The 22,964-nt window shown below is 68.7% G+C and carries 20 protein-coding genes and 1 pseudogene; 6 read left to right on the top strand and 15 right to left on the bottom strand.

The window, feature by feature from the left end; genetic code table 11:
* The 6 genes from FJ251_04300 to FJ251_04275 form a co-directional block, all read right to left on the bottom strand.
* On the bottom strand, positions 1-466 hold a 466-nt coding region (locus FJ251_04300), incomplete at its 3' end, for an amidohydrolase family protein (GenBank protein ID MBM4116953.1).
* A 3-nt stretch (positions 467-469) separates the two neighbouring features.
* Positions 470-1,339, bottom strand: a complete 870-nt coding sequence (locus FJ251_04295) for a menaquinone biosynthesis protein (protein MBM4116952.1) — start codon at positions 1,337-1,339, stop codon at positions 470-472.
* Positions 1,340-1,456: 117 nt separating this feature from the next.
* A complete protein-coding gene (locus FJ251_04290) occupies positions 1,457-2,296 on the bottom strand; it encodes a 4-hydroxybenzoate octaprenyltransferase (GenBank protein MBM4116951.1) in 840 nt (279 codons plus the stop codon).
* Between the two features lie 65 nt (positions 2,297-2,361).
* Positions 2,362-3,003, bottom strand: a complete 642-nt coding sequence (locus tag FJ251_04285) for a UbiX family flavin prenyltransferase (GenBank protein MBM4116950.1) — start codon at positions 3,001-3,003, stop codon at positions 2,362-2,364.
* Between the two features lie 87 nt (positions 3,004-3,090).
* Positions 3,091-4,281, bottom strand: a complete 1,191-nt coding sequence (locus FJ251_04280; GenBank protein ID MBM4116949.1) for an ATP-binding protein — start codon at positions 4,279-4,281, stop codon at positions 3,091-3,093.
* A gap of 30 nt (positions 4,282-4,311) precedes the next feature.
* Positions 4,312-4,767 carry a hypothetical protein gene (locus tag FJ251_04275; protein ID MBM4116948.1) on the bottom strand — a complete coding sequence of 152 codons (456 nt, stop codon included), beginning with the start codon at positions 4,765-4,767 and terminating at the stop codon, positions 4,312-4,314.
* Between the two features lie 315 nt (positions 4,768-5,082).
* Here FJ251_04275 and FJ251_04270 point away from each other — a divergent pair, with 315 nt between their 5' ends.
* The gene (locus FJ251_04270) at positions 5,083-6,045 is read left to right on the top strand and encodes a hypothetical protein (GenBank protein ID MBM4116947.1); all 963 of its coding nucleotides are present in this window, start codon (positions 5,083-5,085) and stop codon (positions 6,043-6,045) included.
* 83 nt (positions 6,046-6,128) lie between these two features.
* On the opposite strand, the gene FJ251_04265 is transcribed toward FJ251_04270, so the two are convergent.
* The gene (locus FJ251_04265; GenBank protein ID MBM4116946.1) at positions 6,129-7,109 is read right to left on the bottom strand and encodes a T9SS type A sorting domain-containing protein; all 981 of its coding nucleotides are present in this window, start codon (positions 7,107-7,109) and stop codon (positions 6,129-6,131) included.
* Positions 7,110-7,743: 634 nt separating this feature from the next.
* On the opposite strand from FJ251_04265, the pseudogene FJ251_04260 reads away from it, so the two are divergent.
* The 5 genes and pseudogenes from FJ251_04260 (at position 7,744) to pepT (ending at position 12,995) form a co-directional block, all read left to right on the top strand.
* Positions 7,744-8,636, top strand: a pseudogene (locus FJ251_04260) (hydrogenase small subunit).
* Positions 8,633-10,351, top strand: coding sequence for a nickel-dependent hydrogenase large subunit (locus FJ251_04255; GenBank protein ID MBM4116945.1), 1,719 nt, complete (start codon positions 8,633-8,635; stop codon positions 10,349-10,351). The pseudogene FJ251_04260 and the gene FJ251_04255 overlap by 4 nt, the downstream one beginning before the upstream one ends.
* 10 nt (positions 10,352-10,361) lie before the next feature.
* Complete coding sequence (cybH, locus tag FJ251_04250; protein MBM4116944.1) at positions 10,362-11,060, top strand: Ni/Fe-hydrogenase, b-type cytochrome subunit; 699 nt, start codon at positions 10,362-10,364, stop codon at positions 11,058-11,060.
* Positions 11,035-11,511 (top strand): hydrogenase maturation protease, encoded by a 477-nt coding sequence (locus FJ251_04245; protein ID MBM4116943.1) that lies wholly within the window; start codon positions 11,035-11,037, stop codon positions 11,509-11,511. Before cybH ends, FJ251_04245 begins: the two co-directional genes overlap by 26 nt.
* A 206-nt stretch (positions 11,512-11,717) precedes the next feature.
* Positions 11,718-12,995 (top strand): peptidase T, encoded by a 1,278-nt coding sequence (gene pepT, locus FJ251_04240; GenBank protein MBM4116942.1) that lies wholly within the window; start codon positions 11,718-11,720, stop codon positions 12,993-12,995.
* Here pepT and FJ251_04235 read toward each other — a convergent pair.
* The 8 genes from FJ251_04235 to FJ251_04200 form a co-directional block, all read right to left on the bottom strand.
* On the bottom strand, positions 12,992-13,948 hold the full coding sequence (locus FJ251_04235) for a TerC family protein (protein ID MBM4116941.1): 957 nt from the start codon (positions 13,946-13,948) through the stop codon (positions 12,992-12,994). The genes pepT and FJ251_04235 overlap by 4 nt on opposite strands.
* 129 nt (positions 13,949-14,077) lie before the next feature.
* Entirely contained in the window at positions 14,078-15,013 is a 936-nt protein-coding gene (locus FJ251_04230; protein MBM4116940.1) for an HNH endonuclease, read from the bottom strand.
* A 122-nt stretch (positions 15,014-15,135) separates the two neighbouring features.
* Positions 15,136-16,569, bottom strand: coding sequence for a glutamine synthetase (locus tag FJ251_04225; GenBank protein ID MBM4116939.1), 1,434 nt, complete (start codon positions 16,567-16,569; stop codon positions 15,136-15,138).
* 248 nt (positions 16,570-16,817) lie between these two features.
* The gene (mutM, locus tag FJ251_04220; GenBank protein ID MBM4116938.1) at positions 16,818-17,666 is read right to left on the bottom strand and encodes a bifunctional DNA-formamidopyrimidine glycosylase/DNA-(apurinic or apyrimidinic site) lyase; all 849 of its coding nucleotides are present in this window, start codon (positions 17,664-17,666) and stop codon (positions 16,818-16,820) included.
* Positions 17,667-17,713: 47 nt separating this feature from the next.
* A complete protein-coding gene (locus FJ251_04215) occupies positions 17,714-19,390 on the bottom strand; it encodes a T9SS type A sorting domain-containing protein (protein ID MBM4116937.1) in 1,677 nt (558 codons plus the stop codon).
* A 65-nt stretch (positions 19,391-19,455) separates the two neighbouring features.
* Complete coding sequence (locus tag FJ251_04210; GenBank protein ID MBM4116936.1) at positions 19,456-20,364, bottom strand: hypothetical protein; 909 nt, start codon at positions 20,362-20,364, stop codon at positions 19,456-19,458.
* Positions 20,365-20,552: 188 nt separating this feature from the next.
* Positions 20,553-21,221 carry a ubiquinone/menaquinone biosynthesis methyltransferase gene (locus FJ251_04205; protein MBM4116935.1) on the bottom strand — a complete coding sequence of 223 codons (669 nt, stop codon included), beginning with the start codon at positions 21,219-21,221 and terminating at the stop codon, positions 20,553-20,555.
* A 75-nt stretch (positions 21,222-21,296) separates the two neighbouring features.
* The gene (locus FJ251_04200; GenBank protein ID MBM4116934.1) at positions 21,297-22,763 is read right to left on the bottom strand and encodes a menaquinone biosynthesis decarboxylase; all 1,467 of its coding nucleotides are present in this window, start codon (positions 22,761-22,763) and stop codon (positions 21,297-21,299) included.
* Between the last annotated feature and the right edge of the window lie 201 nt (positions 22,764-22,964).

Here is a 22,964-nt window from a genome sequence, read left to right as displayed (position 1 = left end):
TCTCGCTGAGGATGTCGCCGACCAGCGTGCAGCCCCCGCGCAGCGTTTCGCCGAGGCCGGCCGCGAGGGAGAGGCGCTGCTCGTCCTCCGTCCAGCTCCGGCGCAGGGCGAGCAGACGGTGAATCCAGGCGATGAAGTCCGCGCTCGGCGGCAGCACGCCCTGCGCGAAGGTGAGCGCGAGGTGGCAGTGCGCGTTGACGAGGCCGGGCAGGAGGACGGCCTCCGGCAGCTCGGCCACGCAGCGCGCCTTCGGGTGCGCGGCGAGGACAGCGCGCGCCGGGCCGAGGGCGAGGATGCGCCCCGCGCGCACGGCGATGGCCCCGTCCGCGACGGGCGGCGCCGTGACGGGCAGGACGAGCCCCGCGCGGTAGAGGTCGACGGCGTCGGGGTCGGCCGCGGCGCGCTCGGCGAGTGCCGCCGGCGCGAAGCCCGGCAGGCGGCAGCGCAGCCAGGGCCCGCCGGTCATGGCCTAGCGGGCGCTGTGGGCGCTGCCCGCGCGCGCCAGTTCCTCGCGCAGCGCGGCCAGGGTCGCGGCCACGGCCGGCCGATCGGGGCAGAGGTAGCTCTCCAGGCAGAGAGCGCGGAAGAAGGCGAGGCCGTCGAGCGCGGCGTCGTCGAGGCGGTAGTCGATGCGCTGAGTGAGGTACTCGTGCACGCGCGACTCGGTCCAGCGGCGGGCCTCGGCGACCTCCTCGCAGATCAGCGGCAACTCGCGCCGGCCGAGCGCCGCGCTCGCCGTGAACAGCTCGCAGAGGCGCTCGTGCTCCGCACTGCCGGCCGGGGCGCGCGTCACCCAGAGGGCGTAGACGAAGGGCCGGTGGAAGCTCGACTGCCACCAGGCGCCCAGGTCGATGTCGCAGAACGCGCCCTCGGGGTTCAGGTCCAGCGCCGCGTCGCCGATGAGCAGGGCCGCCGGCGCCTCGAGACCGTCGGGGCCGAGAAAGGGCCGCGCCGGGTCGGGCCGGAAGCTGAAGAAGTCCGGGCTCACGCGGTGCGTGCGGTCGAGCAGGAGGCGCAGCATGGCGACGCTGGTGCGGCTCGCCTGGTCGACGAGCACCGCGTCCAGCTCGGCCAGCGGCTGGCGGCTGAGGAAGCGAATGCTCTCCACGGGGCCGCGGCTGCCGATCGCAAGGCCCGGCACGATGCCCGCGCCGACGCCGCGGAAGAACTCCACGGCGGGGATCAGCGCGGCGTCCAGTTCACCGTAGCGCAGGCGGTCGGCGAGGGCGCTGGGGCTTGCGTAGACAAGCTCGACTTCGGGGCTGCGGCTCTTCTCCAGGCCGCGGGTGAGCGGCAGGGTGTTGACGAAAGCGATGACCCCGACGCGCAGCGTGCCCATTGTCCCTCCCTGGCCTGTTCACGAGTCCGCCGAGAGCTCGGCGGCGCCAGGATAGGCAGGCCGGCCCGATCCGGCAAGCGGTGATTGTGCCGGTGGGGCGCAGCCGCAGAGCGGCGCTCAGGCGAGCAGGATGGCGAGCGCGCCGGCCGCGAAGACCGTCACGCCGACCCAGCTGTTGAGGCGAAAGAAGGCCAGATCGATGCGCGCGAGCTCGCCGCCTCGCACCACGCGGTGCTCCCAGAACAGCAAGATCGCGGCCAGGGCGAGGCCGGCGTGGAAAGGAAGGCCGAGCCCTTGCTGGACGCCGAGTCCGGCGAGCGCGAGCAGCATTCCCAGGTGGCAGAGCGCCGCGAGTCGCAAGGCGCCCTGCGCGCCGAGCCGCGCGGCGAGCGAGTAGAGGCCGCGCGCGCGGTCGAAGGCGGCGTCCTGCAGCGCGTAGATGAGGTCGAAGCCGGCCACCCAGAGCAGCACGGCGGCCGCGAGCAACCAGGGTGCGCCGGCCAGCGTGCCGCGCACGGCCACCCAGGCGCCGATGGGCGCGATGGCCAGCGAGAGCCCCAGCCAGAAGTGGCTGGCCACGGTGAAGCGCTTGGCGTGCGAGTAGCCGAGCAGCCAGGCGAGGGCGAAGGGCGCGAGCTTGCCGGCCAGGGGCCCGAGCAGGGTGGCGAGGGCGATGAACAGCGTCGCGGTGACGATCACGAAGCCGCCCACCCAGGCGCGGCTTAGCAGGCCCGCCGGCAGGTGGCGGCCCGCGGTGCGCGGGTTCTCGGCGTCGAGGCGGTGGTCGACGAGGCGGTTGTAGGCCATCGCCGCGCTGCGGGCGGTCACCAGGCAGCCGAGGATGAGCGCCAGCGCGCGCCAGCCCGGCCAGCCGGGGGGCGTCGCCTCGCGCGCGGCGAGCATCGTGCCGAACAGGGCAAAGGGCAGCGCGAAGAGCGTGTGCGGGAAGGCGATCATGGCGAGCACGGCGCGCAGGCGGCCGCCGAAGCCGCGGGGCGCCGCTGCGGCGGGGGCTGCCCCGCTCACGCCGGCGGCTCCTCGCCCCAGCCGGGCTGCGGCGAGAGGCGGCCGAGGCCGAGTTGCCTCAGGATGCGCGCGACGACGAAGTCCACGAGCTGCTCCACGCGCTCGCTGCCCTGGTAGAAGCCGGGGCTGGCGGGCAGGATCACGGCGCCGGCCTGGGTGAGGCGCAGCATGTTCTCCAGGTGGATGGCGCTGAGCGGCGTCTCGCGGGGGACCAGCACCAGGCGGCGGCGCTCCTTGAGGCAGACGTCGGCAGCGCGGGTGATGAGGTTGTCACTGATGCCGCTCGCGATGCGGCCCAGCGTGCCCGTCGAGCAGGGCACGATGACCATCGGGATGTCCCGCCCGCTGCCACTGGCGGCCGCCGCGGCGAAGTCGGCCAGCCCGTGGCGGCGCACGAGGGGACCGCCGTCGGCGGCCTTGCCTAGCGCCTCGCCCGGTTGCGGCGCCACGCCATAGACCCGCGCCAGCTCGTCGGCGGCGCTCGTGCCCAGCTCCACGCGGCAGAGGGCCTCGATGTTCTCGCTCAGCATCAGCTCGACGCCAACCCCGGCCTCGGCGAGCAGCGCGAGCAGGCGCCAAGCGTAGGGCGTGGCGCTGGCGCCGGTCAGGGCGACGATGATGCGGGTGGGTTCTGGCATGCGGACCTCCAGGGGAGAAGATACCACAGCCTGGCTGCTGCAAGCGTGACCGCGTCGGTAGGAGTCGTAGTCCGGCCGGATCCGCGACTAGGCCCGCCAATCGTCCCCGGGCATGATCCGGCGCATGAAGCCGGCGAAGAGCGGCACTGTGAATGCGGTGTCTCCGTGGCTCGGGCTCCAGACCATCCCCTTGGCGATGAGCTGGCTGCGTGTCGGTCCCAGCACCGTGACCTTGCGGCTGAGCTGATCGGCGATATCGCCCGAACGATGCGGGCCGGGTCCCAGCTCTGCCATTGCGCGCAAGTAGCGCTTCTCGGCGGGCGTGAGGCGGTCGAAGCGCACGCGGAAGAAGCTGGCGTCGAGGGCCGCGATGGCCGCGGCGGAGGCCTGTTCCACGTCCTCGATTGCGATCGGCGAAACGGCGGCCGCATCCCAGGCCTGCTTGCCCCACTCCTGCAGGAAGTAGGGGTACCCCTCCGTCTGCGTCACGATGCGATCCAGCGCCTCTTCCGTGAAGGCGACGCCCTGCGCTGCAGCCGGCTTTGCAATGGCGCTCCTTGCTGCATCGACAGGCAGGGGACCGATTTCGGGAAAATCGAAGAGCCGCTCTGCATAGGACTTCGCGCGCCCCATCTGGGCGCGGAGCTGGGGCAGGCCCGCGCCGAGGAGCACGACCGGCAGCCTGCGCTGCGCGGCGCGATGCAAGCCCGTGATCAGTGCTGCGAGCTGCTCTTCCGGGACGTACTGGAGTTCGTCGACGAAGAGCACGAGCGCTGTGTCGGCTTTCCCCGCCGCAGCGCCGGCCACTTCGATCAGGGCTTGGAGGTCCTGCTCCAGATCCCCGTTGTCGGCCAGCCCTGGCTCGGGCTCGTAGTCCAGCCCGACCTCGATGTCCTGGTACTTCACTTTCAGCGCCTTGGCAAAGCCCGCGAGCGCGCGCAACGCGCGAATGGCAAGCGCCCTGGCCTGCTCGTGACGCGAGAGCCGCAGCAGCGACTGGCGGAGCTGCGGAGCGAGCACGGCCGGGAGCGATCGGTTCTCTGGCGCCTCGATGCGGACGGTCTCGAGGCCGGATTGCTCCGCGTCCTCGCGCATGCGATCGAGGAGCACGGTCTTGCCGACCCCACGCAACCCCACCATCAAGATGCTCTTCGTCGGCAATGCCAGGCGCACGCGCCCCAGCACGACGCGCACCGTCTCGAGCAGGTCATCGCGTCCTGCCAGCTCCGGAGGCGGGGTGCCCGCACCAGGGGCGAAGGGGTTTCTCACTCTGTCCATGGTGGAGAGTTTATGCGGATCTTAGGCAAATTACAAGCGGAAGATAATATCGCTAAACCAGATCAAACTCGCCCGATAGAAGCCCAGCACTCTCGCCAGCAGCAGAGCGCCTCCTGCATCGCCCGCCTCCGGGATGATGGACCGCTTCCCCGTGGCCATCTCGCAGAGCACGCACCCCAGGGCCCACAGGTCGCTCCGAGCATCAACCGCCTCGCTTCCAACTGCTCTGGCGCCATGTCCTGGAATGTGCCGGCGATTGTCCCTTTCCCGGCCGATATCGTGGAGTGTGCAGATGTGCGGAAGGCTATGCCGGGAGATCGTGCGCGCCTCGCGCTCGAAACGAGCACGGACCCCGGGAACAGCGGTGAGATGCGGGGCGAGAGCCTTGATCGCCACGTCACGCCCGAGCCGCGTGTCGCGCGCGCGGTAGACTTCGCCCATGCCGCCCGAACCGAGTGGCGCGAGGATCTCATACGGACCGAGCATCTTGCCTGCGGCCAGCCTCAGATTCAGCGCCTTCTCACTTGAGGCCTACGACATGGACTGGGCCGGCGAAGTCGAGCAAGGCCATCAGCTCAGGGTGCGGAGCCGCTGAAATCGCATCGTGTCAGCGGCGTCCTCGACGCGGCGCTTGCGTTGACAGCCGCTGGAGCCAGGCGTATGCTCAAAGCGGATCGCGGAGCCGGGAAGCGGCCCGCGCAGGCGGCGGGCGGTCAGGGAGGGGGTCTTGAAATGCTCGTCCGTGACGGACGCATGGCAGCCAGGGTCCGACGCGGGTCACTCGCTCCCTAGGAGGGAATCATGCCTCGACCGCAACGTGCCTGGCGACTGTGCCGTCCCCTAGTGGCGATCGCACTGGTGTGGGGTTCGGCCTCCGCGGCGGTGGGACAACCGATCACGACGTGGCTGGGCGCGTTCGGCGACTGGGAGGTGCCGGCGAACTGGTCCGCGGGCGTGCCTACCGCCGCTCACACCGCCGAGATCGGCGGCGTCGTCGTCTTTGTTAACCAACCGGGCGGAAGCTGCGCGCAGCTTCTCGTGGGCGTGGACCAAGGCCCGCCGGATGCGCCGTTCGTGAACGTCTTTCCGGGCGGATCGCTCTCCGTCGGCGGTCTCCTGCACGTCGCGGTCTCGCGGGAATCCAACTTCCTGCAGGACGGATCCGTGTCTGCCGGTGAGCTCCGTCTGGGAAGCCCCTTCTCGGGGACGTTATACCATGTCCTGCCTGGCGGGGAGCTGATCGCCGGGAGCGTCCACATCGGCTCGACCAACCCGGCCGAGACATCAAACCTGCTTGCAGATGGGAGAGTCACGATCACCGGTTCGCTCTTCATCGAGTTTGGATCGGGCATCACGGTCCCCGGAGCCACCTTTCGCGTCGGCACAGTCCCGTCGGATGATGTGATCGTCAACGGGGTCTTTCAGTACCTTGGCCTCGGCGGTGCCGCGGACGTTGCGCTGACGCGCTTCACCATGTCCCCAACGGGATCGCTCTGGACCCAGATCACGCCGCTGGGGATCTCGGCGATCGTCGTCACGGGCCCAGCGGTGCTGGACGGAACGCTGTTCATCAACGACGCCGGCGCCGCCAATGGCACCTATGAGCTGCTCCGCGCCAACCCGCTCAGTGGGACCTTCGCCGGCAGCCAGGCGCCCCCCGACTGGTCGTGGCGGATCGAAGGCAACTCGCTCTTGCTGCAGAAGGGCTCGACCCCGGTTGAGGAAACCAGCTGGAGTGAGCTCAAGGAACGATACCGTCCCTGAGGGTTCAGGTTGATCGGCCAGAAGCTCGGCCATTGCACGATCACGACCGAGTTCGCCGTGGCGATTCGCGAACAGGCCACATCTCACTTGGCCAGCACGAGTTTTTGCACCGCCCGGTAGCCCTCCATCTCCAGGCGCGCGAGATAGAGGCCAGCGGTCAGACCCGCGGCGTCGAAGTGCACGACGTAGTGTCCGGCCTCCAGCCAGAACATCGCCGCCGCTGTGTGCGAGCGTTCGATGCGGCCGCCACGCATGGTGCCGACGATGCGCCCGCGCAGGTCGTACACGTCGAGTTGAACCCGCCCGGCAAAGGGGACGACGAACTCGAGCCTCGTGCGGCCGTTGAACGGATTCGGATGCGCGGGCAGGAGCTGCAGCCCCGGCGCTGCACCGGTGCCGTTGGGGTCCACGGCCGTCGGGTCGCCGCCCACGACCAGCAGGTAGGCCTGATAGTCGCCGGCTGCCGAGGAGGTCCGGCCGGCCATCACGTAGTCACCGTCACGGTTGCGGATGATGGAGAAAGCGACGTCGTCGAAGGCCGGCCCGCCGTAGGACTGCGTCCATAGCTCGTTGCCATCGAGGTCGGTCTTGCCCGCGACGACGTAGCCGTCGCCGGCGTCGGCCAGACCGAACGCGTCGTCCAAGCCCGTCCCGCCGTAGGTGCTGCTCCATTGCAGAGAGTTGTCGGTGGCGATCTTGAACACCCACGCGTCCCAGGACCCCGCGCCGGTGGACACGGTGGAACCGGTCAGCACCCAGCCGTCTTCCGCGGGAACGATCGCGTAGGCCCGGTCCTCCCGGGTGCCGCCGTAGAACTGAGTCCACAGCGCCACCCCGAGCGAGTCCGTCCTGACGACGTAGGCGTCCAGGTCGACGACCGGCTGGCCCCAGCCCACCAGGACGTAGCCGCCATCGGCGGTCTGCACGACGCTCCACGCCTCCTCCTGACCCGCACCACCGAACGCTCGATCCCACAAGAACTGGCCCTCGGCCCGGGCCGACGTCGACGCGCCGGCGCCGACCAAGAGCGCTGCCGCCAGAAACCAGTCGCGATACGTAATCATGGCGTCCCCCTTTCGACGCGATCCGCCAGGAGGCTCCCGCGCACTCAGCGGATGCCTAGCGATCCCCTCCCATCAAGAACGGCGAATCAACGAGGACGCCGAGTTGCCGCCTATGCAGAACAACTCGGCTGGCCGATCGCCGGATCAGGATTGTCCCGATCAGAAAACCCATCCGCCCTGCATCCGTGGCGGTTGCCCTGATCCTAGCATTGCATATCCCGCCCGCCGATCTACGAAGCGATTGGCGAATCTCGATGCCGTGGCGCGTCATTGATTCTTTTTGCCACTAGCCAGCAGGTCGGCCGGCTGCGCACCGCATCGGCAGTGGTGAGCACTGCCTGCAGGCCAGGGCGGGAAGCCCACCGCCCAGCAGGAAGAGGCCCCGCTGCGGATGGGGTCAACGCTGTTGGCGTCCAGCGTTCGATCCGCTGGCCCCACTCTCGATCGGCCATTGAGATCCGGTTGCGTAGCCCTGCAGCTTCCGTCTGTACAGCCGGCGAGGGAAGGGCTGGACTCCCCGCTACATTCCACCGCCAATCCTCGAGTCCTGCGCCGGCGTCTCCCTCTTGAGGTTGCCGGGCGCAGGTCGGCACCCCGACCGGTTTGGCCCTTGAACTCTGAAGGAGGATGCAGGATGCAGACTCTGCCTTCGATCTGGGAGTACATGCAGATGAAGGGCTACTCCCGTCGGGACTTCCTGCGCTTCTGTGGCTCGCCGGGGCTCTGGCCGGCATCCAGGCCAGCGGCCTCGCCTCCGTTGTCCAGGCCTTCGAGAAGAAGCCGCGTCCCCCGGTGGCGTGGCTGCACTTCCAGGACCGCACCTGCTGCAGCGAGTCGTTCATCCGCTCGGCGCACCCCATCGTGGCCGACATCGTCCTCGACCTGCTCTCACTGAACTACACCGAGACGCTACAGGCCGCCGGGGGCTTCCAGGCCGAGAAGTGTCTGGAGGAGACGATCAGGAACTTCCCTGGTCAGTACATCCTCCTGGTCGAGGGATCGGTCCCCACCGCCGACGGCGGGATCTACTGCACCATCGGCGGTCGCAGCGCGATGCAGATCCTGGAGGAGTCGGCCAAGGACGCCGCCGCCGTCATCGCCTGGGGAAGCTGTGCCTCCAACGGATGCATCCAGGCGGCGAACCCGAACCCGACCGGTGCCACGCCTATACACAAGATCCTTTCCCGCCCGGTGATCAACGTGCCCGGCTGCCCGCCGATCGCCGAGGTCATGACCGGCGTGGTGGCTCACTACCTCATCTACGGCAAGCTGCCGGAGCTGGACGGGCAAGGGCGCCCGAAGGAGTTCTACTCCCGGCGCGTCCACCACACCTGCTACCGGCGGCCGTACTACGATGCGGGCCTCTTCGAATCGACGGCGGACAAGGTCGGCCTGGCGGTGGGCGTGGCGGCGGCGGCCGGCGTGGCCGCGCATGCCGTCACGACGAACATCCGCAAGCAGAGGACGATCGGTGAGCACAAGAGCGAGTCGGTCAAGGACGAGCCCCGGAAGGGAGGTGATCGCTGATGGTACGTGTCGTGGTTGATCCAATCACGCGGATCGAAGGTCACCTGCGCATCGAGGCGACGATCGAGGGTGGCGTCATCACCGACGCCTTCTCCTCTGGCACGATGGTGCGCGGGTTCGAGAAGATCATGAAGGGGCGCGACCCGCGGGATGCCTGGGCCTTCGCCGAGCGGGCCTGCGGAGTCTGCACCACAGTGCATGCGCTGGCCAGCGTGCGGGCCGTCGAGGACGCCCTCGACATCACCGTGCCAGAGAACGCAGAGCTGGTGCGGAACCTCATGTTTTGCGCGCAGTACGTTCAGGACCACGTCGTTCACTTCTACCATCTGCATGCCCTGGACTGGGTCGACGTTGTGAGCGCGCTCTCTGCGGACCCGGCAGAGACCTCGAGGATCGCGCAGTCGATCTCCCCCTGGCCCAAGAGCTCGCCTGGCTACTTCCCCGCAGTGCAAGACCGCTTGAAGAAGTTCGCCGAGAGCGGTCAGCTCGGAATCTTCGCCAACGGCTACTGGGGCCACCCGGCGTATCGCCTCCCGCCCGCTGTCAACCTCTTGGCCGTAGCCCACTACCTCGAGGCGCTCGAGTGGCAGAAGGAGATCGTCAAGATCCACACGATCTTCGGCGGCAAGAATCCGCACCCGAACTACCTGGTGGGGGGCGCCCCTTGCTCGATCAACACCGAGGAAGTCAACGCGGTCAACACCGAGCGGCTGAATTTCGTCGGGCGCCTGATCAAGGATGCGCGGGCCTTCGTGGAGCAGGTCTACCTGCCGGACCTCCTGGCGATAGCCGGCTTCTACAGGGACTGGGCGGCCTTCGGCGGCGGCCTGGAGAACTACCCTTGCTACGGCGACCTGCCGACGGGCGGCTACGCCCAGCCCGACACCTTCAAGTTCCCACGCGGCGCCATCCTCGGGCGGAATCTGAACGAAGTGCTCCCGGTGAACGACCGCGACGCGCAGGAGATCCAGGAGTGCATCGCGCACTCCTGGTACACCTACTCCGGCGGCGACGGGGTGGGGCTTCATCCCTGGGCGGGGGAGACGGAATTCCACTACACCGGGCCGAAGCCTCCCTACGAGCAGCTCGACGTCACGGGGAAGTACTCGTGGCTGAAGACGCCGCGCTGGAAGGGGCACCCGATGGAGGTGGGCCCACTCGCGCGGGTGCTCGTGGCCTACGCCAGCGGGAAGACCGACGTGCGCGAGGTCGTGAACGAGGCCCTCGCCCGCCTGGAGGTGCCGTCAGCGGCCCTCTTCTCAACCTTGGGGCGCACGGCGGCGCGCGGACTTGAGACGCGGTTGGCGGCGCACTGGATGCAGGAGTTCTTTGACGCGCTCCAGGCCAACGTCAAGTCCGGGAACTCGCGCACCTTCAACCCAGAGAAATGGGACCCGAGCACCTGGCCGGCTACGGCGGAAGGCGTCGGCCTGACGGAAGCGCCGCGGGGCGCGCTGGCCCACTGGATCAAGATCCGCGATGGCAGGATCGAGAACTACCAACTGGTGGTTCCGTCGACCTGGAACGGCTCGCCGCGGGACCCGCGGGGACAGCGCTCGGCCTTTGAGGCCTCCCTCGTCGGCACCAAGGTGGCCAACCCGGAGCAGCCGGTCGAGATCTTGCGGACGGCCCACTCTTTTGACCCGTGCATCGCCTGTGCGGTTCACCTCTACGATCCGGATGGGCGCCAGGTCCACCGGGTGACGTTCTACTAGGAGGTGCGTTATGGCTAAGACGGCACCGGTCGCTTATCGTCGGGTCTACGTCTGGGAGCTCCCCGTTCGGTTCTACCACTGGATCAACGCTCTTGCCGTTTGGGTCCTCATCGTGACGGGCTACATCATCGGCCGCCCCGTCGCGCTCGGCACGTCGGTGGAGGCGTACCAGCAGTACTGGTTCGGCACGGTCCGCTTCGTCCACTTCGTCGCGGCCTTCGTTTTCTTCTTCAACTTCCTCGTGAGGATCTACTGGGGATTCGTGGGGAACCGCTTTGCGCGCTGGCACAATTTCCTGCCGTTCCGCCCGTCGCAGATCAAGGAGATGACGGAGGTCCTGCGGATCGACATCCTGCAGACTCGTGTCGCCCGCCTCGTCTCGATCGGGCACAACACCTTGGCCGGGTTGATCTACTTCCTTTCTTTCCTCATCTTCCTCTTCCAGTCAGTTACCGGGTTCGCCCTCTACTCCAGCATGAGTTCCTTGGCCCTGCCGGGCCTATTCCGTTGGGCCATTCCGCTCTTCGGAGGCGACTTTGCCGTTCGGCAGTGGCACCACGCGTTCACGTGGTTCTTCGTCGTATTCACGATCGTCCACGTCTACCTGGTGTTCTACCATGACTACGTGGAGGGGCGCGGCACCGCCTCGTCCATGGTGGGGGGCTGGAAGTTCGAACGGAGTGATGTCCTCGACCGACCGAAGTCCTGATTGCCTCATTGTCGGCATCGGCAACCTCCTGATGGGGGACGAGGGAATCGGCGTCCACGTCATCCGGCAGCTGGAGGCGGGCCCCTCGTCTCCAGGTGTCCAGTACATCGATGGGGGCAGCGGAGGGTTCCATCTCCTCGATGCATTCCTCCGTGCGCGCCGGGTTCTAATGGTCGACGCGACCGCCGATGGCGCAGCGGCCGGCACGGTGCGGCGGCTGCGGCCGCGATACTCCAGCGACTACCCAAGAACCCTTGCTGCCCACGATATCGGATTGAAGGACCTGCTCGACGCAGCGTATCTCCTGGGCGAGGAGTTGGACGTCACGCTGTTCGCGGTCTCGATTCGTTGGCCGCCGGAGACGGGAACGGAGCTGTCGGCGGAGCTTCGCGCCAAAATCCCGGCGATCGTGGCGAAGGTGCGAGAGGAGGCGATGCGACCGACCGCGTGAAGATCCCGGTGAGGGCGTCAAGGTCCGGATCGGACCTGATGGCCTGCGGTTCCAGCAGCCGGAACGCCAGCAGGTAATGAAGCGCGGGACTGCTCTTGCTTCGGCGCCCGCAGGCAGCGACGACCCGCGCCACCGCGGCGTGCCGGTCTCGTTGACCGCTGCCCTGGGCGGGGGTAGACTCGCGCCTCCCCCGCCCAGGAGCTGCCATGCCCGCCACTCCCCGCGCGCCCGAGACCGATCGCCTGCTCGACCGCTTCGTCCGCTACTGTCAGGTCCACACGACCTCGGACGAGGGCTCGGAGAGCTGCCCATCGAGCGCCCGCCAGCTCGATCTCGGGGGGATGCTGCGCGACGAACTGGCGGCCATGGGCCTGTCGCCGCGCCTAGACGAGCACGGCTACGTCTACGCGCTCCTGCCCGCGAATCTGCCCCAGGGGCACCCGGCCCACGGCAAGGTGCCGGCCGTCGGCTTCATCGCGCACATGGACACGAGCCCCGACGCGCCCGGCGAGCGCGTGAAGCCCGTGGTGCACCGGGCCTATGCGGGCGGGGACATCGCCCTGCCGGGCGACCCGGCGCAGGTGATCCGCGCCGCGGAGAGCCCCGCGCTCGCGAAGTGCAAGGGCGACGACATCATCACCAGCGACGGCACGACCCTGCTCGGCGCCGACGACAAGGCGGGCGTTGCCGAGATCATGGAGGCCGTGCAGCGCTTCGTCGAGAACCCGGCGCTGCTGCACGGCGACATCGCCATCGGTTTCACGCCCGACGAGGAGATCGGCCGCGGCGCGGACCGCTTCGATGTCGCGGGCTTCGGCGCGCGGATCGCCTACACGCTGGACGGCGAGGAGTTGGGCAAGATCGAGAACGAGACCTTCAACGCCCACGCGGCGACCTTCCGCCTGAAGGGCTACAACGTGCACCCGGGCACGGCCAAGGACGTGATGGTCAACACGCTCTATGCAGCGGCGGCGATCATCAGCCGCCTGCCCGCGGACATGCGCCCCGAGACCACCGAGAAGCGCCAGGGCTATCTGCACCCGCGGGCGATTCAAGGCGTGGTGGACGAGTGCACGCTCCACCTGCTCGTCCGCGATTTCGACATGAGCGCCTCGCAGGCGAAGATCGCCATCCTCGAGCGCATCCGCGACGAGGTGCGCCGCGAGTTCCCCAAGACGCAGATCGAGCTGGAGGTGAAGGAGAGCTACCTCAACATGGGGCCCAAGCTCGCCGGGAATCCGCGCATCGTCGAGATCGCCATGGAGGCCTCGCGCGCGGTGGGCGCGGCGCCCTGGCTCGACATCATCCGCGGCGGCACGGACGGCGCGCGCCTGTCCTACATGGGCATCCTGACGCCGAACCTCTTCACCGGCGGGCAGAACTACCACAGCGTGCGCGAGTGGGCCTCGCTCCAGACGATGGAGAAGGCCACGCAGCTCATCGGCAAGATCGCCGCGGGCTGGGTAAGCGAAGCCGCGCGCTAGGCCTCGTGCTCCGCGTCCGCCCGCTCGCTGCGCAGGGACGCGAGCACGCCCACCGTCAGGATCCCGGCGATGAAGGCCAGCGAGACCGGCGCCGGGATGTGGTAGTGCTCCGCGAGCAGCATCTTCACGCCCACGTAAGCCAGCAGGAAGACCAGGCTCGTCTTCAGGTACTTGAAGCGATGGATCGCGCCGGCGAGCACCATGAAGAGGGCGCGCAGGCCGAGGATCGCGAACACGTTCGAGGTGAAGACGAGGATCGGATCGCGCGTCACCGCGAAAACGGCGGGGATCGAGTCAACGGCGAAAACAACGTCCGTGCTCTCCACCAGCAACAGCACCACGAAGAGCGGCGTCATGGTGAGCTTGCCCGCGCGGCGCAGGAAGAAGCGGGCGCCCTCGAAGGCCTCGGTCACGGGAAAGAGCTTGCGCGCAAGGCGCAGCAGCAGGTTGCCCTCGGGATGAATCTCCTCGCGGCGGGCGACGAGCAGGCGCACCGCGGTGAAGATGAGAAAGGCCCCGAAGACGTAGGTCATCCAGCTGAAGCGCGCGAGCAGCACCGCGCCGACGGCGATCATGATGCCGCGCAGGATGAGGGCACCGAGGATGCCCCAGAAGAGCACCGGGTGCTGGAGGTCCAGCGGCACGTTGAAGCGCGAGAAGATCAGCGCGAAGACGAAGAGGTTGTCCACGCTGAGCGACTTCTCGACCACGTAGGCCGTCAGGTAGGCGAAGGTCGCTGAGCGGGCATCCAGCGAGCCGTCGCCGGCCAGACCGCGCGCGTAGAGGTAGTGGATCACAAGGCTGAAGGCGAGGCCGAGCGCGATCCAGAACACGCTCCAGAGGCTGGACTCCTTGAAGGTGGGCGCGCCGTGGCGGCGGTGGACGACCACGAGGTCCAGCACGAGCAGACCGATGATGAGGGCGATGAAGCCAATCCAGATGCCGAGATGCATGCGAGCCTCCAGGGCGGCGGGCGCCGAGGCGCAGGCCCGGCCGCGCGCATGCTAGGGGACCGCGGCGGGCCGGGCAAGGCGAATCGGAGCGAGCCGTTGGCCGTGTACACGTGTACAATGCCGGGGGGACTAGCGGGAGAGGAACCGGCGATAACGCTCCTCGAGCAGGTCGCGACCCGGCCGCAGCTCTGCCTGCCGCGGCGGATGGATCCTGAGCCCCTGCCAGTTCTGCAGGCCGTGGACAAGCATCGGCCCGTCTTCCTCTTCCAGGACATCCAGCCGGATCTTGATCTCGTAGTCAGGCGAGATCCCCAGGATGTGCTGATCGAAAGCCGCATGGTGGAGCTTGCACAGCGCTAGCCCGTTGCGTACCACGGGCAAACCATCTGGCTCGCTATCCGGGATGATGTGCGCCGCGTCGAGTAGCTCCGCATGGCCGAGCCGGCAAACGGTGCAGCGTTCTCGGTAGGCCGTGAGGACGCGGAATCGAAAGGCCGTCTGGTGCATCCGTCGGCGGGCCACAGTTGTGATGTAGGCGCGGCGGGCGCTTGCCGCGTCCTCGGCCACTGCAGAAGCCCCGGCGGCCGCCAAGACGAGTGCGCCATCGTCGATTGCTACCGTGAAGCGCAGGCCCGAAGGATCGTCGCCGGTGATGTATGCAGGCCAGAAGGGCTGGTAGCGGCCGGGCACGATGCCGACGAAGTAGACCATGGGCAGTCGAGCCTGCATCGCGCGCCGGAGCCCTTCGTTGTCGCGATGGTGGATGTGGCGAACGTCGCCGCGGTAGCGATAGCCGATGAGCCCCTGCGCGTCGATGTCATCCTCGTAGGGCCGCTCCCGGCCCTCGACCTCTGGCGCCGTCAGAATGGAGAGCGGGATCTCGAGCGCTCGCGGCTTGTGGATTCCTGATGCTGCACTCACAAGCGGGATCCGCTGCCCATCGAGCTCGAAGCCAGCAAGCAGGATGGAGCGCGGAAGCAGCTCTCCGTACCGGCGCGTCGCCTGCTCGAGCCACGTGAAAGCGGCCAACCGGACGCGGGCATCCCAGCTCACGGACATCCCCATGCGAACCCCTGACCATCGAGAATGGAGCCAGTCTGAGGCATCTGGGAGGTCTTGTCACGAGACAAGAAGAAGCCGGCGGCCGCTCGCGCGACCGCCGGCCGGCGGAGTGCACAGGAACGGGACTAGAAGGTGTTCCAGAGCATCTGGTTCGTGACCTCGTGGTGGAACATGATCTCGGCGCGCTTGATCCGCGTGCCCAACTCGTGAGGACAGCGGTTGGCGCTGGCTTCCTTGAGCTCGTGGTACTTCGCCTGGCATTCGGCGCCGAGCACCTCGCGCACCCAGGCGCTGCGGCGGTGCGCCGCCATCGCCTCGTAGATGTCGCCCGGCAGCGTGCGCTTGCGGATGCGCTTGGGCTGCGGCGCCTGCGGGTCGGGCTCCGGTCCCTCCAGGCCGGTGCGTAGCAAGGTGTAGATCGCCATGTAGGGGTTCACGTCGGGGCCCACGGAGCGCACCTCGATGCGCTGGCCGGACTTGCTCGCGAGCGGGATGCGGATCATCGCGCTGCGGTCCGTGGGGCTCACTGCGATCTCGTTCGGCGCCTCGAAGTGCGGATCGAGCCGGCGATAGGCGTTCACGCTGGCATTGAGGACGAGGCAGATGTCCTCCGCGTTGTGGAGGATGCGGCGGATGAAGCTCCAGCCGGTCTCCGACATGCTCTGCTTGCCGCGCTCGTCCCAGAACAGGTTCTCGCCCTTGCGCGCCAGCGAGATGTTGCAGTGCATGCCACTGCCGTTGATGCCCGTGATCGGCTTGGGCAGGAAGGACGCCGTCATCCCCATGCCCTGGGCCACCTGCCGGCAGAGCAGCTTGTAGAGCTGGATGCGGTCGGCGGCGATGAGCGCCGGCGCGTACTTGAAGTTCATCTCGAACTGCGAGGGGCCGACCTCGGGGTGGTCCTTCTCGTTCTCGAAGCCCATGGCGCGCTGCACTTCGGCAGCCGTGTCCATGAACTGGCGCAGGGGGTCCTGGGGCAGGCTGTGGTAGTAGCCGCCGGTCGAGATCAGATTGAACTCACCCTGCTCGTAGTACTTGCGCTCGGCGTCCTGGCCCCGGAAGAGGAAGCCCTCGATCTCTGCCGAGACGTTGGCGACGGTGCCGTTCTTCCAGTAGAGCTCCTGAGTGAGCTGGAGCAGGCGGCCGCGGAAGTCCGCCTCGTAGGGCAAGCCGTCCTTGCCCAGCACGTGCCCGAAGACCAGCACCTTGCCGGGGCCGAAAACGTCGGCGGGCATCCAGTAGAAGGCCCGCCAGTCGATGCCCAGGCGCAGGTCGCTCTCGGCGATCTTCGTGAACCCGCGGATGGAGCTGCCGTCGAAGGTGAGCTGGTCGGCCTTGAGGAGGAACTTCTTGTCGTAGTCCAGCATGTGGAAGCGGCCCTCGATGTCCGTGAAGGCCACGGTGACGGCCTTGATGCGCCGCTCCTCCTGCAGGTAGCGACGGCGCTCGGCCTCCACCTCCTCCATCGGGGCCCAGCTCTCCTGCTTGGCCTTCGAGGCGAGGTTCAGTTCCTCGAGTTGGTCGTAGGGCAGTTCCAGAAACTCACGGAGTCGAGACATCATCTTTTCCATTCGGCGTTGCTCTCTGGTTTGGCGTTCGTGGGCTTGGGCTCGTCGAGGGATGTCAGTCTAGCACCATCCGTCGCAGGAGTTAAGCTAAAACCCGACCAAGAGCGGCGACATGGCCAGGATTTCAGCGACGGAGTGCAGTATTGAGTCATGTTTAGCGTTATGCAAGGCCAGATTAGAGAAGATTGGCAACTTCCCGCCCTTGCCATCCATCGCGGGGCCGATGCGTCGGATCGAGCTTACCGGAACGGGGAAGATGGCCCGCCTTCCGGCTGGCAGCGCGGGCAGAAGTGGCTGCTCCGCCCGCCGATCCGCCGCCTTGCGATGGGCATTCCGCAGCGCCGGCAGGGCAGGCCGTCTCGCCCATAGACGCGCAGGCGCTGCCGAAAGCGCCCGGGGCGGCCGTCGAAGTCCACGAAGTCCAGGAAGGTGGTGCCGCCATGGGCGATGCCCATCCGCAGCACCTGCCGGCAGGCGCGAAAGAGGCGGCGCCAGTCCACCTCGCTCAGAGCGGAGGCCGGCGCGGCCGGGTTCAGGCCAGCCCGGAAAAGGGCCTCGTCCGCGTAGATGTTGCCCAGTCCGGCCGCCGGCCCCTGGTCGAGCAGGAGCGCCTTGAGCGGCGCCCGCCGGCCGGCCAGGCGCTCTCGCCACTCCTCGTAGCGCAGGTCCAGCCAGTCCGGACCGACGTGGGGAATGGCCTCCCGCCCCGGCAGGCCCTCGAGCAGGGTGAAGCCGCCGAACTTGCGCAGGTCCCGGTAGAAGACGCGCTGGCCCTGGAAGTCCAGGCGCAGACGCAGGTGCTTGTCGGGGCGATAGGCCGGGTCCGTGAAGAGCTGGCCGGTCATGCGCAGGTGCAGGAGGAGCTGGCGCTCGGCGGGTCCCTCGGCGCGCGTTCCGAAGTCGAGGAAGAGGTACTTGCCGTGCCGCTCGACGGCGAGCAGGCGCTTGCCGACCAGCGCCGCGCGCGCCGCGCGCGGGGAGGGCTTGAGGCTGCCCGCCCAGCGCACGGCGATGGCGTCCAGGCGCCGCCCGAGCAGGGCGGCGCGCAGACTCCGCGCGACGGATTCGACCTCGGGCAGCTCGGGCATGGCGCCAGCCTAAGGCCCGCCATCCGCTCGCGCAAGTGCGGCCGTCCTCAGCGCAGCAGCACGAGCTTCTCGCTCTTCACGCCGGCCGCGCTCTCGAGCCGCGCGAGGTAGACCCCGCTCGCCAGCCCTTCAGCCCGCCAGAGCAGCGACTGCTCGCCCGCCGGGCGTTCGCCGTCGATGAGGCGCGCGACCTCGCGGCCGGCGGCGTCGTAGACCGCCAGGCGCACCCGGCCCGCCGCGGGCAGGGCGAAGCGCAGCGTGACCGCCGGGTTGAAGGGGTTCGGCCAGGCGCGCAGGCCGCCCGCCGCGGCGACGGGTTCGGCCGCGGTCAGGCTGGCCACCGCCTGCTCGGCGTTCACCTTCACGCCGCAGGGCTGGTCGTAGACCACATGGTCGCCCGTCTCGACGAGGTGCTGCAGCATCGCGTCGTGGTCCATCCAGGGCGCGCCGCTCCTCACGAGCCCGACCACGCCTGCGACCAGGGGGCAGGCCATCGACGTGCCGTCGCTGTACATGTAGGGGTTCACGCCGTCGTAGCCGTACAGCAGCATGAAGAGCAGCTCGGTGAGGAAGTCGAGCGGGTAGTTGGTCATGATCGTCGACCAGATCTGCTCGCCGGGCGCGGCGAGGTCCACCCAGGCGCCGTAGGTCGAGAAGGAGGCGCGCTGGTTGGCGCTGTTCGTGGCGGCCACCGAGATCACCCGGTTCAGGGCGGCCGGGTACATCGGTGTGCTGTTGTTGTTGTTGCCCGCGGCCGCGACGCAGACGATGCCGGCCGCGCTCGCGTCGTCGACGAGGGCCTGCATGAAGCCGAAGTCGCTGAGCGTGCCGCCGAAGCTCATCGAGATCGCATCCGCGTGCTCCGCGATGGCATAATCGAAGGCCATCGTCACGGCGGCCACGGAGAAGGGGCTGCCGGTGCCGACAACCTTGAGCGCCATCAGCCGGCAGCCCCACCCGGCGCCGGCAATGCCGACGGCGTTGTCGGTGGCGGCAGCGGCGATGCCCGCGCAGTGGCTGCCGTGGAAGCCGACATCGATGCCGCCCTCCACGTAGGGCTGCGGCCGCGGGTCGTTGTCATTGGCACCGCAGTCCCAGCCGTAGCGGTCGTCCACGTAGCCGTTGCCGTCGTCGTCGAGGCCGTTGCCGTAGATCTCATCCGGGTTCTGCCACATGTTGGGGCCGAGATCGGGGTGGCTCCAGTCGACGCCCGTGTCGACGATGGCGATCACACTCGCCGGATCACCTTGCTCGCTGTCCCAGGCCTGGGGCAGGTGAATGCCCGCCGTCGGGTTCGTGATGTGCCACTGCTGGCCGAGCATCGGGTCGTTGGGCAGCAGGAGGAAGTGCAGGTACCAGTCCGGGGAGACGGCGCGGAAGGCGCCGCTGGCGGCGAGCGCCTCGCGGACAGCGAGGAGGTCGCGCCCGGGCGCGACGCTCAGGCGCAAGTAGCGCCGCGCCCGCGCGGAGAGGGACGCCGCGGGCAGCAGGTACTCCACGCGCTCGACGCCCTGCGCCGCGAGCAGCGCGGCCAGCGCCGGATCAGCGGGCAGCGCGGGTTGACCATCCAAGTCGCTGCGGAAGGCCGCCGGATCCGCGGCGACTGCGAGCAGGACGCCGGGCGTGTAGTCGGCGGCGAAGGCGGGCAGCGTGACGAAGCAGGCGACGAGCGCGAGCAGCAGGCGGCGCATGGCACTCCTCTCGGGTTGGGGCGGAACCAGCATAGCACGAAACGGCCCTCCCCCTGAACGGGGAAGGGCCGCTCCAAGAATCGCTGCGCTGCGGAGAGCTAGTAGAGGCTCTTGATGCTGCTGAAGCTGCTCTCGCCGGCGGAGACGAGGTTGTCCACCGTCACCGTGACGACGCCGCAGCCGCTGTAGGTGTCGACGATCAGGTAGTAGAAGGTCGACTCGGTGCCCGGGTGCGACCAGCTGATGCACTCGGGGTTGCCGCTGTCATCGCCATCCACGCAGCTCGCCACCGGATTGCCGCAGTCGGTGATCAGATAGAGCGCGAGGTCGTTGCTGCCGTTAATGCAGGCGTCGATCTGCCCGCCCGCGCCGAGGATCGCGTAGTAGACCACGTCCGGGCCGTTGGCGCTCCAGCCCGTGCAAGAGGTCGGGTAGACGCCCGGGCTGTAGTTGTTCGCCGCGGGGCAGAGGTCCACCGTGAAGCTCTGCGGCATCACGTCCAGGTTGATCGCGCCGGCGCAGGTGTCGTTGGGCGGCGGCGGCGCGGGCGCGTTGACCCTGAGGATGTAGTTGACCGTACCGTTGTTGCCGTACTCGTTGATCCGGATGTAGTAGGTGCCGATGGCCAGGGTCACGACGAAGCGGGAGTAGTAGCCGTCGCCGCTGTCGTCGTCGTAGGCGAGCTGCGTCGTGCAGTTGGAGGCGTAGAGGTACATCTGGGTGTCGCCGTAGGCGTCGCCGGGGCCGGTGAAGATCGTGTAGCTGCCGGCCGTTGACACCTCGAGCCGGAAATAGTCGTACTCGCCGGCGGGGTTGATCGCAGCGGTCATCGGATCCCCGGGCGTGATCAGGTTCGCTGTCGCGCAGCTGTTGTTGGGCTCGGATTCAGTCGCTCGGATGTCGCCGTCGTCGGGCGTCAGCGGCTTCTCCAGGACTTCGTCCTTGGCGAAGGCCGCGCCGGCCGCCAGGCCGAGCATCACAGCAATGAGCAGTAGCTTTTTCATCATGTAGTCCTCCGAAGGATGTAGGGCAAACCCGTGGTCGTCACCGCGGGCGGTTCCGTACGCTCTGAGCTTCGGCCTGGTCGATCTGCAGCGGCCGACCGCTGCCGAAGCCTCCTCAGGACGCCGGGCTGCGCTCCTGAATAGCCCTAGTGTATCAGGTATGGAGGTCCGCTGAAACCGAAATCGTCCGCTCAGGGGAACGCCTTGCGGGCGTGGAAGAGGGTGGCGACGCCGCCGCTGTACTCCTCGCGGCCGCGGACTTCCAGGCCGGCGCCGGCCAGGAGCGCCGCGAATCGCTCGCGGTCGACGAAGTCGCCCACACTGCGGGGCAGGTAGCGGTAGGCTTCCGCATCGCCGCTGATCCAGCCCCCGAGACGTGGGAGCACTTGGCTGAAGTAGAGGTGGAAAAGCCGCTTCCGCGCCGGGTCATGGGGGGGGAAGAACTCGAGGACGAGCAGCTCCCCGCCCGGGCGGAGCACGCGGGCCAACTCGGACAGGCCGGGGGCTAGATTCTCAAAATTGCGAACTCCGAAGGCGACCATGACGCCGTCCAGGCAGGCCCCGGCCAGCGGCAGGGCGAGGGCGTCGGCCACGAGACAGCCGCGGTAGCCCGGCCGGCCGCCCAGCTTGGCGGCAGCCGCGGCGCACATGGCGGGCACGAAGTCGCTGGTGATCAGCTCGGCGCCGGGCCGGGCCGCGAGCCAGGCCGCGCCGAGATCGCCCGTGCCGGCGGCGACGTCGAGTACCCGGCGCACCTCGGGACCGAAGCGGCGCACGGCCCGGCGGCGCCAGCGCCGGTCCTGGCCCGCGCTGAGCAAGCGGTTGAGCAGGTCGTAGCGCGGGCTGATCGCCGCGAACATGCGCTGCACGGCGGCCCGCTTGCCGGGCGTTTCGCCGGTGGGGATGCGCGCGGGCGCGTTCACGCCGGAGCGCCCTCAGCGCCGCTCGGGCAGTTGGATGCCGAGCGCTGGCCAGAGGGCGTCCACGCGGGCGCGCACGGCCGGGTCCATCGTCAGCACCTCGGGCCACTCGCGCGGGAAGCCCTCCTCGGGCCACTTGCGCGTGGCGTCGATGCCCAGCTTGCCGGCGAGCCCGATGCGGTCGGACGCGTGGTCGAGCACGTCGGTGATGCCGTCGGCGAAGACGGCGTCCCGCTTGGGGTCGATGTTCGCCGTCACGCGCCAGACCACCTCGGGCAGGTTCTGCACGTCGACGTCCTCGTCGACGACGATGACGACCTTCGTGAACATCAGCTGCCCGGTGCCCCAGATCGCCTGCATCATCTTCCGGGCGTGGCCGGGGTAGCGCTTCCGGATGCTGATCAGCGCGATGTTGTGGAAGACGCCCTCGACGGGCAGGTGCATGTCGACGATCTCGGGGAACTGCGTGCGGATGAGCGGCAGGAAGAGCCGCTCGGTGGCCTTGCCCATGGGGCCGTCTTCCTGCGGCGGCGGGCCGACCACGATGCTCGGGTAGATCGCGTCGCGCCGCCGCGTGATCGCGGTGACGTGCAGCACGGGGTAGAGCTCGGCGAGGCTGTAGTAGCCGGTGTGGTCGCCGAAGGGGCCCTCGAGGCGCCGCTCGCCGGGCTCGACATACCCTTCGATGACGAACTCCGCCTCGGCGGGCACCTCGAGGCTGACCGTCTTGCCGCGCACCAGCTCGATCGGACGATCGGCGAGGAAGCCGGCGAGCAGGCACTCGTCGATGCCCTCGGGCAGGGGCGCGCTGGCGGCGTAGATCATCGCCGGCTGACCGCCGAAGGCGATGGCCACCTCCACGCGCTGGCCGCGCGCCTCGGCCTCGCGGTGGTGCTGGGCGCCCACCTTGTGCATCTGCCAGTGCATGCCGCAGGTGTTCCGGTCGAAGATCTGCACGCGGTACATGCCGACATTGCGGGCGCCCGTCACCGGATCGCGCGTGAGGACCTGCGTTTGGGTCAGGTAGTGGCCGCCGTCGCCCGGCCAGCAGAGCTGCGCGGGGATGCGCGCGAGGTCCACCGCGTCGCCCGTGAAGACGAGCTCCTGGCAGGGCCCCTTGCTCACCGTGCGGGGCAGGATGCGCGCGAGGCCGGCCAGCTTGGGCAGCATCGCCAGTTTCTCGCGCAGGCCGCCGGGCGGGGCGAGCTGGATCATGGCCTCGATGCGGCCGGCGACCTCGGCCAGGCTCTCGCCGCCCAGGGCCCAGGCCATGCGGCGCTCGGTGCCGAAGAGGTTGATCACGAGCGGCGTCTCGAAGCCCGTGACGCGCTCGAAGAGCAACGCGGGGCCGCCCGCGCGCACGGTGCGCAGGGCGATCTCGGTGATCTCGAGGTCGCGGCTGACGGGCTCGCGCACGCGGACGAGATCGCCGCGGGATTCGAGGAGGGCAAGGAAGTCGCGCAGACTCCTCAGGCTGGACATGGCGCAAGAACTAGCACGCGGGTATCCCGGGCACAAGTCACCGCCGCTGCCGTCGATCAGCCCAAGCTGGAGTGGCGCCTTCCTATCGGAATGGTTGTGCCGCGGAGAGTGTGCCTGGTACGGCAGCTGCCCCTGCCCGGGCATGCTCACGCTACCTGCACCGAACGCCACCTGGCAGCCGCCCTTCTGCCCCAATCCCAA

It is taken from the genome of bacterium, from assembly GCA_016873475.1.
In the GTDB taxonomy this organism is placed as follows: domain Bacteria; phylum Krumholzibacteriota; class Krumholzibacteriia; order JACNKJ01; family JACNKJ01; genus VGXI01.
Note: the sequence above shows the minus strand (reverse complement) of the source record. Positions and strands in the feature narration are given on the sequence as shown.